Below are 13,330 nucleotides of genomic sequence, written 5' to 3' on the forward strand. Positions count from 1 at the left end.
GATTTTGCCTTCAATACAGATGCTTTAGCAGACAAAATTAACATCTTTTATCCTCCTATTGATGTAATCTATGTATAAAAGATAAACAAGTCCTGATTGTGGATGTCCGATTGCATGTAGAGTTAGATTTACAATCAATTCACGTAATCTTCATGATTAAAACCGAATAAAGACTTGAAAAACATCGACACAGTGTTATAATTAAAACAGGATTTAGATTAAGTCTAAATTAATTAATATTTATTAGATTGACGCATGGGATTTTGAAGAAAATCAGACACTACTGCTAACGATTATCCAAGCTTCACACCAACTACATTTTGAATGATAACGAGAGGGGATTTTACACATGAGTACATTAAATCATACGAACGCACCTACACAAGAGGCTATTCAAGAATTGCACAAGGCATTGAATCGTCAGGTAGCTACCTGGTCTGTATTGTACACGAAACTGCATTATTTCCACTGGTATGTGAAAGGACCTAAATTCTTCACACTGCATGCTAAATTTGAAGAGCTTTACAATGAAGCAACAGCTAATCTAGATACGATTGCTGAACGTTTGTTGGCTATTGGTGGCCGTCCGGCTGCGACCTTGAAGGAGCATCTGCAACTTTCAGCTATTCAGGAGTCCGCAGGTGAGCAGACAGCTGATGATATGGTGAAGTCCGTTGTTGCTGATTTTAAAACCATCACTGTTGAACTGGCTAATGGGATGGAAGCAGCGGAAGCAGCACAAGATAAAGCGACAGAGGATCTTCTTAACGGCTTGAGAGAAGCAATGGATAAACATATTTGGATGCTGAGTGCGTATTTGGGATAATTCATTGGTATAGATTGCCATGTATATGGAGATCAGGTGAACAAGATACACATCCCGTTGGTTCCAGTCTGCCACTGGAGTATAATGACGAGAAGGCGTGGAAGACCACAGGCTCTTGAGTCATGGAGCTGCCGGGATGGGGTGTATGTTATGGAAGTGAAACAACAGCTTTTGCACGAAGCGGAGAAGTTTATTTATACATGTTATGAGGAGCTGGGCCGAAGCCGCGATGAAGCGGGAGCCCGGCTTCTTCATATTCGTCATGACATAGAGACTACGGGAACGTATGATCATACGTACGATGAGCTGGAGCACGGGGCACTCATGGCTTGGCGCAATAGCAATCGTTGCATCGGGCGCTTATTTTGGGACAAGCTTTTGGTCAGGGATGCGCGGGGCGCCTCAGATGCGACGGAAGTGGTCAGCGAGCTCTTGGAGCATATACGCATAGGAACGAATGGCGGTAAAATTAAGCCAACGCTTACTGTATTTCGCGCCTCCAAGCCGGGGCAGCCGGATATCCGTATCTGGAACCATCAACTCATTCGTTACGCTGGATATGAAACCGATCAAGGGATCATTGGGGACCCGATCTCGGTGGATTTTACCAATGCTTGTAAAGACATGGGCTGGAAAGGAGCGATGACTCCTTTTGATATTTTGCCATTGGTTGTGGAAGCAGGAGGACGGCCTCCCGAGCTATTTGATATTCCTGAACATTTGGTGATGGAGGTAGCCATTGAGCATCCAGAACTTTCGGGTTTCGCTTCCTTGGGATTACGTTGGTATGCTGTGCCTATGATTTCGGACATGACGCTGGAGATTGGCGGTATCATCTATACGGCGGCTCCCTTTAACGGCTGGTATATGGGAACAGAAATCGGCGCCCGCAATTTTGCGGATACCTTCCGCTATAATATGTTGCCACAGGTGGCTAAGCTGATGGGGCTGGATACGACGAGTGAAACAACGCTTTGGCGTGATCGGGCGCTGGTGGAAATGAATATTGCTGTGCTGCATTCTTTTAAAAAGGCGGGAGTCAGCATTGTCGACCACCATACCGCAGCGGCACAATTCAAGCTGTTTGAGGAACGAGAAGCCAAGGCTGGGCGCGCGCTGACAGGCAATTGGACATGGCTGATTCCCCCGCTATCCCCGGCGACAACGCATATTTTTCATAGTTCCTACGATAATCGGCTTGTGAAGCCGAATTTCGGAGTTCAAGAGAAGCCGTATATGTCGAGACAGGCTAATACAGCATCAGATACAGTGCTTCAGCAGAAGCGCCAAGGCTGCCCTTTTCATTCCGGATAACGATGGGAATGACCTAATTGCTGGATTAGGACTCCAGCTTATCCCATGCAACGATAAAAAGGGTAGCCAGTGGCCCTATTAATAGGGAGAGCAGAAACCAATTTAGCCCGCTCCGATTTTTGGATTGCGCCAAGCCGGCATTAATAAGGGCAAGTGTTCCCCAGCCTATATAATAATCTTCTGACATGGTATTCTCCTTTGTAAAAAGGTATAATATCGTACTGTGTATGGTATGAACACATCCATGATTTCATGAGTTTAGAGTAAATATAACTTTATATATTGGTTTGAGGAGCGAAGCTAAGTTGGAAAGATATCAGGCAGAGCGCATTGTCGCTGAGCTTTTGGAACGGGCTGCTATAGGTGTGACAGTCGAGCTGGAGAAACGGTTTCCTGGTGGAAGGCTAATTGGGGGCAAATATGCCATGAATGCTCACGCCATTACCATGTATACGGACGTTATTGAAACACAGTGTTTACAGATGTTCGGCAGCGTTGATCGAGTTGAGGAGTATTTTACGGTTGTGCTTGCACATGAGATCGGGCACGCCGCCGATACGGAATTAGTGGACCTCTCCGATGCGTTGGAGCAAGAGAGCGGGATAGGGACCCGGCAACGACTTGCGCTGCAAATTGAAGAAAACGCATGGAATTATGCGCTTAGACTGGTGCCTGAAATAGAAGCAACGTTTATTTCTGCCGTAATAGACGAGTCTTTGCTGGCCTATCGGGTCCCGATTATGGAGCAGTCTGACATTGCGTAACGAAGATGATCCGAGAGCCGTAAGGCTCTTTTTTGTTGATGATAACAGTCGAGATCGGGTCGGATGATCTAAAGAAGTAGCTTTTTAAGCTGTGACACGCGTCCCTGGGATAGTTCGAGCATTTCGGCTAATTCTTTTTGAGATACATTAGGATGCTCCTGCATGAGCTGTTTTAGTTTATTTAGGAGATCATTCTGATTTCTGTAACTCCTTCTTTTCTTGGGCTGGACAGATCGTGCTTCGCTCAAATGACTGGAAGGATTATCGCTCTTCAGATTTTCAATACAACTTTTACATATCAGATGATCCCTGAAATAGCTCAAATGATCTACGGCACCACAAAAATAGCAAGAAACCCCCGTATACTTGCGAATCATTAGCCCCTCTGGGGTAATAAAAAAATCGAGGGCATCTCCAATATTAATATTCATAGAATTGCGCAGCTCCTTGGGCAGCACAATGCGGCCCAAGTGATCTAGTGGCCGTGTCATTCCTGTGTTCTTCATCATTTTTCCCCTCTCCTGAAATGCGCTTATAGTTGTAGGAATTGTATGTATATATGCTGGAAGTACAAAGCGCTTATATTACAGTTGGTTTTGGTATAGCTATGCTGAAAAAAAGCTCCGGCATGACGAACAATTACGTCTACCGGAGCATTGTACAGCCAATGAATCTAAGATGTCGTGTCGAATTACTGTGGGTTGGTTGTCCAAATACCGGCTACTTTTAATTGAACCCGTGGAGGCAGTTTCAATGCGGCTAATGTCAGATCGGCCAAATCCTGCGGTTGAAGCATGCGATCCTCATCACCTATAGGCAATCCTGCGTTTGCCGCCAGTTCTGTATTAACAGTGCTTGGAGTCAGCGCGGTGACGCGAATGTTAGATTTGCGAACTTCCTGCATCAATGCTTCTGTGAAGCCCATCAAAGCAAACTTGGATGCGCAATATGCCGAGCCTGTTGCAAAACCTCGTTCTCCTGCCGTCGAGGAAATATTAATAATGTTTCCGCTCTTTTGTGCCAGCATGCTTGGAAGAACAGCATGTGTGACATAATAGGTTCCCATCAGGTTTACGCGAATAATACGTTCCCACTCTTCGGGGTCCATATCTGCGACTGTGCCAAAGGTAGCAATGCCTGCATTGTTGATCAAAATATCGACAGCGCCCAGCTCATGTTCCAGTGAAGCTACAGCGGCAGCGGCCTGTGCGCGATCCGATATATCCGCAACGGCACTCACCACTTTCACACCGTATGTACTCCCCAGCGAATCCTGCAGCTTTTGCAGGTCAGTTAATGTGCGTGAAATTAATCCCAGGTTAACGCCTTCCTTAGCTAAAGTTTCGGCAATAGCTTTGCCGATTCCTTTGCTGGCTCCTGTAATAATGGCCGTTTTATTCTTAAGTTCCATCCAGTCTCCTCCTTATCAATCTATAACGTGGTTGTGCATCTGAGCACATGGTTACATTATACAAGGTTAAACTCATTGAACCAAACTTCGCCTCTGATGAGGTGTTCATTTAGAGGTCTCTATTTGGAAATAAAAATATCCCCTGAGGTGGTTTCAACCTTAATCACGTTCACACTACCGGGAACAGATTCGGGAGTATTGATACTACCAGAGTCAGAGCGAACATTATAAACTCCTTTAAAATCGGGAGCTTGCTTAATCTTCACGTCACCAGAATCAGCATTCACTTCCAAGTTGGCTGGGGCACGTTGTGTAATACTTGTCTCCCCTGAGGTTAGGGAAAGAAGACCATTACCGCTATAATCGCGGATGTTAACATCGCCTGAAGTAAGCTTCAACTCCATATCTGCTGCAAGCTGACTGGCTATAAAATTGCCGGATGTTAAATTTGCGATCAGGTGGGTACTTTGGAGGTTTGTAATCTCGGCAGTGCCTGAAGTAGCGGTGATGGAAGTATTCTGCACGGAGGCATCTTGAAGTTTTACATTCCCTGAATGTGCATCTACCTGTAGGTCAGTTAGTGTTTCGCCGGAGGGCATCTCTACGGTAATCGTTTGATCCAAATCAGGGGTGATCGAAAAGAATGACAAGGAAGGGGCCGGCTCCGATTGAATGGTAAGCTTACCGTTCTCAATTTGGGCATTATGAATCTGGTCGGCTACTTTTGTCTGAACTTCTCCGCTAATGCGTATCGTACCTTGGTCGCCAGAGCCAGGAGTAAACAAAATAGAGACATCATCAGAACTGTCCACTTTCAGCTTCTGTAGCTGACCACGTGTAAACGTCCACTTTTTGTTAATCGCAGTTGTTTCCTTCATGACTTGTTGACTCCATGGGGCACCGTAGGCCACCATTCCGGCTGCACCGATGACAATGCACAGACCTGCTGCAATAAACCACTTTTTATTCATGTTGTTAGTAAGCTCCCCTCATGGTAGTCTGATTCCATTTCCAGTATCGTACTGTGCTCTTGACCATAAGGAGTAGGAGATAACGTACTCCAGGCAGCAGCAATAGACCTATACCCGTCAACGTGATAGAGAAAAAGAATTTGGCCGGGTAAAAGGTGCTGTTTAGCGCATAATCAGTAACGGCGAGAAGGGGGGCTGCAATGAAGCTGATTGATACCAAGGCCAATGAAGCCCATACTGCCCAAAGGGTAGCCATAATCGGGATGGAGATTAGCAAATTGAGAAACAGCAGCCCTAAGAAAGTAAAAAGATTGCGTGCGAAGCTTCCCTGACGAAGCGGAGGAGAAGCGTTCCAGGCTGCATTGGGATCATCCAACGCTTCTCGGGCAATATCCTCCGGGTTACCCAGCTCATGGGCAATCTCACTTTCGCTTTTGCCATTGACCAACCCGTAGTCAAAATGCTGGCTCAAATCACTAAGCAGCTCATTGCGTACCTCTGCAGAGAGAGGAGAAAGACGTTGCTCTACCTCTGTAAGAAATTGTTTTCTATTCATCGGAATTTCCTTCCTCCAGTAGGCTTGCGACATTATGGACAAAATCATTCCATTCCCGCGTAAGTATTCTTGTATAATGACTGCCGGTATCGGTCAGCCGATAATATTTGCGGGGAGGTCCCTCGGTCGATTCCTGTAAATACGTTGTGCAGTATCCTTCTGATACCAGACGGCGAAGCAGTGGATAGAGGGCTCCCTCAGCTACTTCAATATGACGGGAGACGGCTTGAGCCAACTCGTAGCCATAACGGTCTCTGCGTCCAATTAGAACTAGAACGCACAGTTCCAGTACCCCTTTTTTGAATTGGATGTTCACATTCACGAGCGGTGCTCCCTTCCTGGATGTTATCAATAATTCATAGGTGTCGTTCGGAATAAGGGGAAGAAACGTGTGTTTGTGCATAATTTGTCACGGGTACTAATTATAGAACAGTAGTCAGGTATAATTTAACATCATGTACTGATTAATGCAAGGTACTAAATTTTTATAATAAAATATTTGTTCCAAAATGGGCGTATTTTCTTTTTTGAAGGCTTTATTGAATAGCGAATGTTGTAGAAAAAAGTATTTTTATTTGGAAATTCCTCGAAATATGGCTGGAAGCACAAATAGGATGCTACTTTAATTTCATTCATTAAAATGATAGATTGTAAAGTATTCAATAGGGTTGAGATTACTTTTTATGAAGAGGTGGGTAAAGAATGGACTGGAAACATTGGTATATGGAACTGGAACAGGATGATGAGACTTGGGATGTATCTGAGGAGATTGTTCTGCGTGGCGTAGTGCATCTTAATTTTTGCGGGCAACCCTCGGAAGTAGAAGTCGAATTTATCGTGGGAGCCGACTCCGAAGAACAGGCACAGACTATAGAAGAACCTACAGAGCTGCAAAAAAAGACATGGGAGACGTATATGGAATACTCGTCAGTTATCCATCCTCAAATGTTGGAGTCCATACACCATCATTATGCTGGCATAGTAGAAAAGTACCGGAATGCTTACAGTACATGGGGAGAGGACCCGGATGAATATGCGCCTTATGTGGAGCGGCCGGAACAATTGTTGAATCAAATACAGCTTATGTCTATACTGATTTCCGACTCATCGGCAAAGGATGAACTGTATTTGAATTTTAGTTGTTCCTGGGATCGAGAACATGGCTTAGGTGTACATATGAAGCAGATGAAAATGGAACATATTCAAGGCGCTTATACATTATATGACCTAGAATAAATCCCCTTCCCGGTTTTTAGCAGAAAGGGCCGGAAAGGGGAACAGAATATGGTGAAAATGAAGGCGTGATTCGAAACGATAAAAAATTAGTTGGATACAGCCAATGCAGCCCGGGCTGCTTGAGCCGCTTGTACCATTTGTCGCAAGGCGGCGACAGATTCCTCCTTGGTACGGGTTTTCAGACCACAATCCGGATTAACCCAGAACAAATCTGAAGGCAGTACGCGCAAGGCACGCTGGATCATGCTTAGCATTTCAGATACATCGGGGATGCGTGGACTGTGGATATCGTACACGCCCAGACCGATGCCTTTGTCGTATACCTGATCTTCAAAGCTGACAATCAGTTCTCCGTGGCTTCGCGAAGTTTCAATAGATATAACGTCGGCATCCATATCGGAGATGGACTGGATCATATGCTGAAATTCGGAATAGCACATGTGCGTATGGATTTGGGTCGCAGGCTCGACGGTGGCTGTGGTCACAAGGAAGGCTTGAACCGCCCAGTCCAGATACGCTTGTTGTTGCTCTTTTTTCAGCGGAAGCCCTTCACGAATTGCAGGCTCATCGACTTGAATCATGCCTATGCCCGCTTGTTCCAGTGCCTCTACCTCTGCCCGTAATGCCAGAGCCAACTGTAAAGCAACCTGACTGCGTGGAATATCATTACGTTCGAAGGACCAGTTCAAAATGGTCACCGGGCCTGTAAGCATTCCCTTAACAGGCTTGGAAGTTAACGATTGGGCGAATGCCGTTTCTTCCACAGTCATGGGCTGATCGAAGGAAACGTCTCCGTATATAATCGGCGGTTTGACACAGCGGGAGCCGTAGGACTGCACCCATCCGTTTTGCGTAAAAGCAAAGCCGTTCAGCTTTTCGCCAAAAAATTCAACCATGTCGGTCCTCTCAAATTCCCCATGTACAAGCACATCAATGCCAATGTCCTCTTGGATATCAATCCATTCCTTAATTTGCTGTTGGATGAACGTTCGATATTGCTCGGCAGACCATTCTCCTTTGCGATAGTGCAGGCGGGCCTTGCGGATCTCGGCGGTTTGCGGGAAGCTACCAATGGTCGTTGTAGGCAGAGGAGGCAATTTCAGCTTATTTTGCTGAATCTCACGACGCTCGGCGAAAGGGACGCTGCGTGACAGAGGCTCTTTGGCCAACAGGTCGGCTAGATCGGCCGCTGTCTGTACGCGTGCCGCTGAACTGTTAAAGCGGGCTACTGCATCTGCACTTTGTCCAAGCTTGGTGAGTGCGGATGGATCGTGTTTGCCAAGTGCAGCCGTTAGGACGGCGATTTCCTCGAGCTTTTCATCAGCAAAGGCCAGCGCTTGCACCAGTTCTCGATCCAGCTTGTGCTCTGCTTCCAGACTGACTGGCACATGCAGCAGACTGCATGATGGCTGCACGATAAGCTGCTCGGCAGGGGCTTGTTCTGCTAACTGACCCAGTAGGGCAGCCACAGCGTTCAGGTCGCTGCGCCATATATTGCGCCCGTCAATGACCCCAGCGCCCAGCGTTTTTCCTTTAGGGAAGCCATGCTGCAATATATGCTGAAGATTTTCGCCATCATCATACACAAAATCAAGACCCAATCCCTGTACCGGAAGTGCGGACAGACGCTCATAATGGTCCAGGCTGCCAAAGTAGGTTTGCAGCATTATATTTAAAGTGGGCGCAGCTTGAGTCAAAGCTTCATAGACTTCCTGAATAATGTCCAAATCCTCTGCCGGGAATGAGGTGGTCAGGACAGGTTCATCGATTTGAACCCACTGAACGCCTTCTGCCGCTAGTTCAGACAGAATACGGGTGTACAGTGGCAGGAAGCTTCGTACGATGGTGGCCAAATCCTTACGATCATAGCCTTTGGAAAGGGTTACGAATGAATAGGGGCCGATGAGGACCGGTTTCCCATCAATGCCTAGTTCTTGTTTTGCTTCACGATAAGCCTGTAAAGGTTTATTTTCAGTATACACCGGGACTGCGTTTGCCAATTCAGGAACGATGTAGTGATAATTGGTATTCATCCATTTGGTCATTTCACTGGCGGTTGCTCCCTTCTGTCCACGAGCAATCCCGAAATACACGGACAGAGGAACCGGACCCGCGGGACGATGGTTGAACCGTTCGGGTACAAGACCAAACATCACAGATGTATCCAGCATGTGATCGTAATAGGTGAAGTCTCCGACAGGAATGCGATCAATCCCCTTGTCACGCTGCTTGCTCAGATGCTCCAATCGTAATCTTTTCATCTCCGTTTGCAGTTCGCTTTCGTTAATGCTGCCGTTCCAAAAGCGTTCCAGTGCTTTCTTCCATTCCCGGTTTTCGCCGATACGCGGATATCCCAGATTACTGCTAATTAAGCCGGACAATTCAGGCCATTCAATAACGGACATGTACTTTTCCTCCTAGCGGGTAGCTGTTTTATTTTTACGTACCAAAAAAGGCATTCTTCCCCCCAAAGTTAAAAATAAGTAGGGGAAAGAATGCCTCCGTGATTAAAAATCAAAAATACGGCGACTGCTCTTAACACCTCCCTATCTTCCGTAGGTACTTGCGATGTTGTTAAAATAGGCAGGTCTCCTGACTTACGGATCATGACTCTCAGCATTCCTTCCCGGTCTGTGGACCAGTGGATATATGAACAGCTGAAAGTTCCCCGTTTACAGTGGCGGGACCGTGCCGGATTTGCACCGGCTTCCCTTTTAAGCCTGATCTGAATAGAACAGACACCTATCTCCAAGCTATGCGGTTAAGGTATGACGAATAATTATGCACTCGTATACTTGTTCACCATCATAAGTGAAACTTACAGGATGCGCAATAGAAACTCCAATGGAATCTGTTAGCTATATGCAAAAAAGACAAGCCTCACCCGAGATGGGGACTTGTCTTAGATTAGATATAGCATCTTGCTTGCTGGGTAAGCATCGCCTTATGTCAATGAAACGGTATAGCCTGCCTGAATGCTGGCTTTTACATCTACCAGACGCTGGTTGCGACTGCCCCGGAAGGGAAGGGTCAGGTCCTTTTGCTGTTCTACAAAACGACCATCTACAATCACATCGCACAAAAGCGCTAGCTCCTGTCGCTCCTGATCTGTGAGTAGATCTTCATAGACAAAGCCAGTGTAAGCCCACACGGTTCGGTCGGGACAGGCCTCGCGGAAGTCACGCACAAATTGCGAGCATTCTGCTGCTGAGAAAAACGGGTCTCCCCCGCAGAGAGTCAGTCCATCCAACAACGGATTATCCATGATGTCACGAATGACTTCCTGTTGTCGTTGGGGGGTGAATGGCTCACCTGCACGGAAGCTCCACGACGCTGGATTAAAGCATCCGGGACAGGCGTGACGGCAACCGCTAATGAACACGACGGTGCGCAGGCCGTATCCTTCGTTCAGAGATTCCGGAATGTAGCCACACAAATTCACTTATGTTTCACCCGGTCTCGAACCTCTGCCTGTTTTGCAGCATTAAAGCGAACGGTATAATCTCCTGTCAGATATCCGGTTACCCGACGTAAGCGCTGAAAGTGTGTGTGCTCCTCATCTGTGCCACATTGGGGGCAGCTTGTCCCGATAATCCCTTCATAACCACATTCCGTACAACGATCCACCGGATGGTTGATGGAGAAGTAGCCGATGTTCTGATGCAGCGCGTACTGAACAATTTTAAGAAACGCATCCGGGTTATTCCGCGCATTGCCGTCCAGTTCGATGTATGAAATCGCACCAGCGTTGCATAGGTTATGGAACGGAGCTTCCAAGCTGATTTTACGAGCAGCCGGGAGCGTGTAATACACGGGAATATGAAAAGAATTCGTGTAATATTCTCGATCATTTACCTCAGGAATAATCCCGAAATCACGTTGATCCAGCAAGGTGAACTTGCCCGACAGACCTTCGGCAGGCGTAGCGAACAATGTAATATTCAAATTGTGATATTCACTCATTCGATCGCAATACACGCGCATAGAAGTGATGATTCGCTGTGCCTCGCGGTATACGAAATCATCCTCCCCGTGGTGTTTTCCGTATAGTGCCTTCATGCACTCAGCCAGTCCGATGAATCCGATCGAAAGCGTACCGTGTTTTAGTACGCTTCCCACCTTATCATCTGGTGCCAGTTGTTCTCCACCTTCCCATACCCCTTCGCGCATCATAAAGTCCGAGGCTTTGGCAGGCTGGCTGGTCTGGATTTGATAGCGATGGATTAGGCCATCCACCGCAATGCGCATAACTTCTTCCAGTCTCGCATCAAAGCGATCACGGTCAGGTGCCAGGCGTTTGCCTGTGCAAATACCATACTCAATGCCAAGCCGCACCAGATTAATGGTATTGAAGGAGAGATTTCCCTTGCCACTCTGCCGATTTCTACCGAAACGGTCAGAAATGGTGCGGGTACGGCAACCCATTGTCGCTATAATGGTATCCGGGTCATCAGCACGGTAAAAAGGCAGGTTAAAGGTGGCATCCACATTCACAAAATTGGGATACATCCGTCTGCTAGAGCATTCTACCGCCCGTAAGAACAAATCATAATTGACGTCGCCTTCTGCCTGATTGATTCCCTCTTTGCATTGGAAAATATGCTGTGGAAAAATAGGAGTTTCCCCGCTACCCAAGCCGCGAATCGTGGCCTCCAGCAGCGATTGAGTAACAAGCCGTCCCTCAGCAGACGTGCACATCCCGTAATTCAGTGAAGTGAATGGAATTTGTCCACCCGCGCGACTGCTCATGGTGTTCAGGTTATGAATGAGCGATTCAGCAGCCTGCCGGGTTTCCGTCTCCGTCTCTTCGCGAGCGAATGCGTATGAACGAGGGCAGACTTCTTGCAAATGGGGATTGGCCATATGTAGTTCATCGTCAGTCAGACTGGACTCTATCTCTTCCTCGAACAGCCGAAGTCCCTTGCGCAGATGCTTGCGGAAGGACCGGGCAACGTATGGGGCAAGGTCCCAATCTATTTTATTGGCGGAGACACCTCCGAATTGGCTATTTTGCTGAGACTGGAATATGATGGCAACTAGTGCCATAGCAGACATAATCGTTTGCGGTGTGCGCACAGAGCCATTGCCTGTATTGAAGCCGTCTTGCAGTAACCGGCCAAAAGGGATAAAGATACAATTCGTAGTTCCGAGTGCATATTGGTCCAAATCGTGAACATATACATATCCGTGGTCAATCGCGTTCGTCAGTTCAGGCGGAAGTACCCGCAGGCGCGCATACCATTTGGCATACTCGGACCCAAGCTTGCTCATTTTGCCGCTGAACGATTCTCCATTCAAATTTGCATTCTCCCGCAGCATGTCCAGATCTTGTGCCCCAATGACCCGCTCGCCGATGTCGTATAATTGATGTTCCTCCAGCACCTTCATCGTAAAACCCTCCATATAGTAAAATATATATATTTTTCACAAAAACAACATATTGATGATATCTTGTGTTAACCAATTGTTTCGATCTATATATTGTATATACGTATACATTGAGAGTATGTGACTATTGTCACATTGATAGGAGTGGCCGACACGAAAAAGCCAGGTATAGAGTAAGGGACACATCCGCAGATATGCGCCTTACTCTATACCTGGCAATCGAAGTTGTGACAAAAAAATGAATAGGGTCGTCAGTACATTGTGTATGATCTTGGGATATTGTTTTGAGAAGATTTAAAGTAGCTTTTTCAACTGGGACACCCGGCCTTGAGAAATATCTAGCATTTCGGCATACACTTTTTGTGGCAGGTTCGGGTGTTCCTGAATCAGCTTGCGTAGCTTTTTTACCATTTCACCTTGTTGCACTCTAGATTGCTTGGGTTGCCAGGTTGTGTTGGTTCGGGTCGGCTTGGAATGTTCTTGAGCCTGGATAGCATCGGTGCTTGTGGCATGCACATTTTCATCGGTCTTTAATCCCTGGATGCACTCTGCGCAAATAAAGCTGTCCCGAAAATAAGTTAGATGATCCACCGCGCCACAAAATTTGCAGGAGACACCTGTGTATTTTCTTAATACAAATCCTTCTTCATCTACGAAGAATTCAAGCGAATCACCGATATTGATATCCATCGTGGTGCGCATTTCCTTAGGGAGTACAATTCGCCCCAATTGATCCAGAGGCCTTGTCATTCCGGTATTTTTCATTAGCGCTTCCTCCTTCCATGATATATCCTGATTATACCAAAAAATATTATTTTTAGCTTTGTATATTGAAGGTAAAATACAACTTTTTTTGCCTTTATG

14 protein-coding genes and 1 riboswitch are annotated in these 13,330 nt (G+C 46.6%); of the genes, 4 read left to right on the forward strand and 10 right to left on the reverse strand.

Annotated features, from left to right (window positions below):
* Nucleotides 1–349: 349 nt before the first annotated feature.
* Both AC5ELV_RS10590 and AC5ELV_RS10595 read left to right on the forward strand, forming a co-directional pair.
* Nucleotides 350–826, forward strand: coding sequence for a Dps family protein (locus AC5ELV_RS10590; protein ID WP_023990827.1), 477 nt, complete (start codon nucleotides 350–352; stop codon nucleotides 824–826).
* Between the two features lie 150 nt (nucleotides 827–976).
* A complete protein-coding gene (locus tag AC5ELV_RS10595) occupies nucleotides 977–2,140 on the forward strand; it encodes a nitric oxide synthase oxygenase (protein WP_493430146.1) in 1,164 nt (387 codons plus the stop codon).
* Nucleotides 2,141–2,165: 25 nt separating this feature from the next.
* Here the strand turns inward: AC5ELV_RS10595 and AC5ELV_RS10600 are convergent, their stop codons facing one another.
* Entirely contained in the window at nucleotides 2,166–2,327 is a 162-nt protein-coding gene (locus tag AC5ELV_RS10600; RefSeq protein ID WP_013312451.1) for a hypothetical protein, read from the reverse strand.
* 118 nt (nucleotides 2,328–2,445) lie between these two features.
* Between AC5ELV_RS10600 and AC5ELV_RS10605 the strand changes: the two genes are divergently transcribed.
* A complete protein-coding gene (locus tag AC5ELV_RS10605; protein WP_493430147.1) occupies nucleotides 2,446–2,904 on the forward strand; it encodes a hypothetical protein in 459 nt (152 codons plus the stop codon).
* Nucleotides 2,905–2,972: 68 nt separating this feature from the next.
* Here the strand turns inward: AC5ELV_RS10605 and AC5ELV_RS10610 are convergent, their stop codons facing one another.
* From AC5ELV_RS10610 to AC5ELV_RS10630, 5 genes are all read right to left on the reverse strand, one after another.
* Nucleotides 2,973–3,410: an AbrB/MazE/SpoVT family DNA-binding domain-containing protein gene (locus AC5ELV_RS10610; protein WP_071643672.1), complete on the reverse strand. Its 438-nt coding sequence runs from the start codon at nucleotides 3,408–3,410 to the stop codon at nucleotides 2,973–2,975.
* A gap of 185 nt (nucleotides 3,411–3,595) precedes the next feature.
* Entirely contained in the window at nucleotides 3,596–4,315 is a 720-nt protein-coding gene (locus AC5ELV_RS10615) for a 3-ketoacyl-ACP reductase (protein ID WP_013312448.1), read from the reverse strand.
* Nucleotides 4,316–4,434: 119 nt separating this feature from the next.
* Nucleotides 4,435–5,286: a DUF4097 family beta strand repeat-containing protein gene (locus AC5ELV_RS10620; protein ID WP_493430148.1), complete on the reverse strand. Its 852-nt coding sequence runs from the start codon at nucleotides 5,284–5,286 to the stop codon at nucleotides 4,435–4,437.
* 4 nt (nucleotides 5,287–5,290) lie between these two features.
* Nucleotides 5,291–5,842 carry a DUF1700 domain-containing protein gene (locus AC5ELV_RS10625; protein ID WP_493430149.1) on the reverse strand — a complete coding sequence of 184 codons (552 nt, stop codon included), beginning with the start codon at nucleotides 5,840–5,842 and terminating at the stop codon, nucleotides 5,291–5,293.
* Nucleotides 5,835–6,164 carry a PadR family transcriptional regulator gene (locus AC5ELV_RS10630; protein WP_209940606.1) on the reverse strand — a complete coding sequence of 110 codons (330 nt, stop codon included), beginning with the start codon at nucleotides 6,162–6,164 and terminating at the stop codon, nucleotides 5,835–5,837. The genes AC5ELV_RS10625 and AC5ELV_RS10630 overlap by 8 nt, the downstream gene beginning before the upstream one ends.
* Nucleotides 6,165–6,544: 380 nt before the next feature.
* Here AC5ELV_RS10630 and AC5ELV_RS10635 point away from each other — a divergent pair, with 380 nt between their 5' ends.
* The gene (locus AC5ELV_RS10635) at nucleotides 6,545–7,078 is read left to right on the forward strand and encodes a DUF6985 domain-containing protein (RefSeq protein ID WP_493430150.1); all 534 of its coding nucleotides are present in this window, start codon (nucleotides 6,545–6,547) and stop codon (nucleotides 7,076–7,078) included.
* 86 nt (nucleotides 7,079–7,164) lie between these two features.
* On the opposite strand, the gene metE is transcribed toward AC5ELV_RS10635, so the two are convergent.
* The 4 genes from metE to AC5ELV_RS10655 form a co-directional block, all read right to left on the reverse strand.
* Nucleotides 7,165–9,483: a 5-methyltetrahydropteroyltriglutamate--homocysteine S-methyltransferase gene (metE, locus tag AC5ELV_RS10640; protein ID WP_493430151.1), complete on the reverse strand. Its 2,319-nt coding sequence runs from the start codon at nucleotides 9,481–9,483 to the stop codon at nucleotides 7,165–7,167.
* Between the two features lie 160 nt (nucleotides 9,484–9,643).
* Nucleotides 9,644–9,839: riboswitch (cobalamin riboswitch) on the reverse strand.
* A 183-nt stretch (nucleotides 9,840–10,022) separates the two neighbouring features.
* Nucleotides 10,023–10,520 (reverse strand): anaerobic ribonucleoside-triphosphate reductase activating protein, encoded by a 498-nt coding sequence (gene nrdG / locus AC5ELV_RS10645; protein WP_134902984.1) that lies wholly within the window; start codon nucleotides 10,518–10,520, stop codon nucleotides 10,023–10,025.
* Entirely contained in the window at nucleotides 10,517–12,466 is a 1,950-nt protein-coding gene (locus AC5ELV_RS10650; RefSeq protein WP_493430152.1) for an anaerobic ribonucleoside triphosphate reductase, read from the reverse strand. Before AC5ELV_RS10650 ends, nrdG begins: the two co-directional genes overlap by 4 nt.
* 294 nt (nucleotides 12,467–12,760) lie before the next feature.
* Nucleotides 12,761–13,231, reverse strand: a complete 471-nt coding sequence (locus AC5ELV_RS10655) for an AbrB/MazE/SpoVT family DNA-binding domain-containing protein (protein ID WP_493430153.1) — start codon at nucleotides 13,229–13,231, stop codon at nucleotides 12,761–12,763.
* Nucleotides 13,232–13,330: the final 99 nt, after the last annotated feature.

The sequence above is a fragment of the Paenibacillus sp. NMA1017 genome (genome assembly GCF_058895805.1).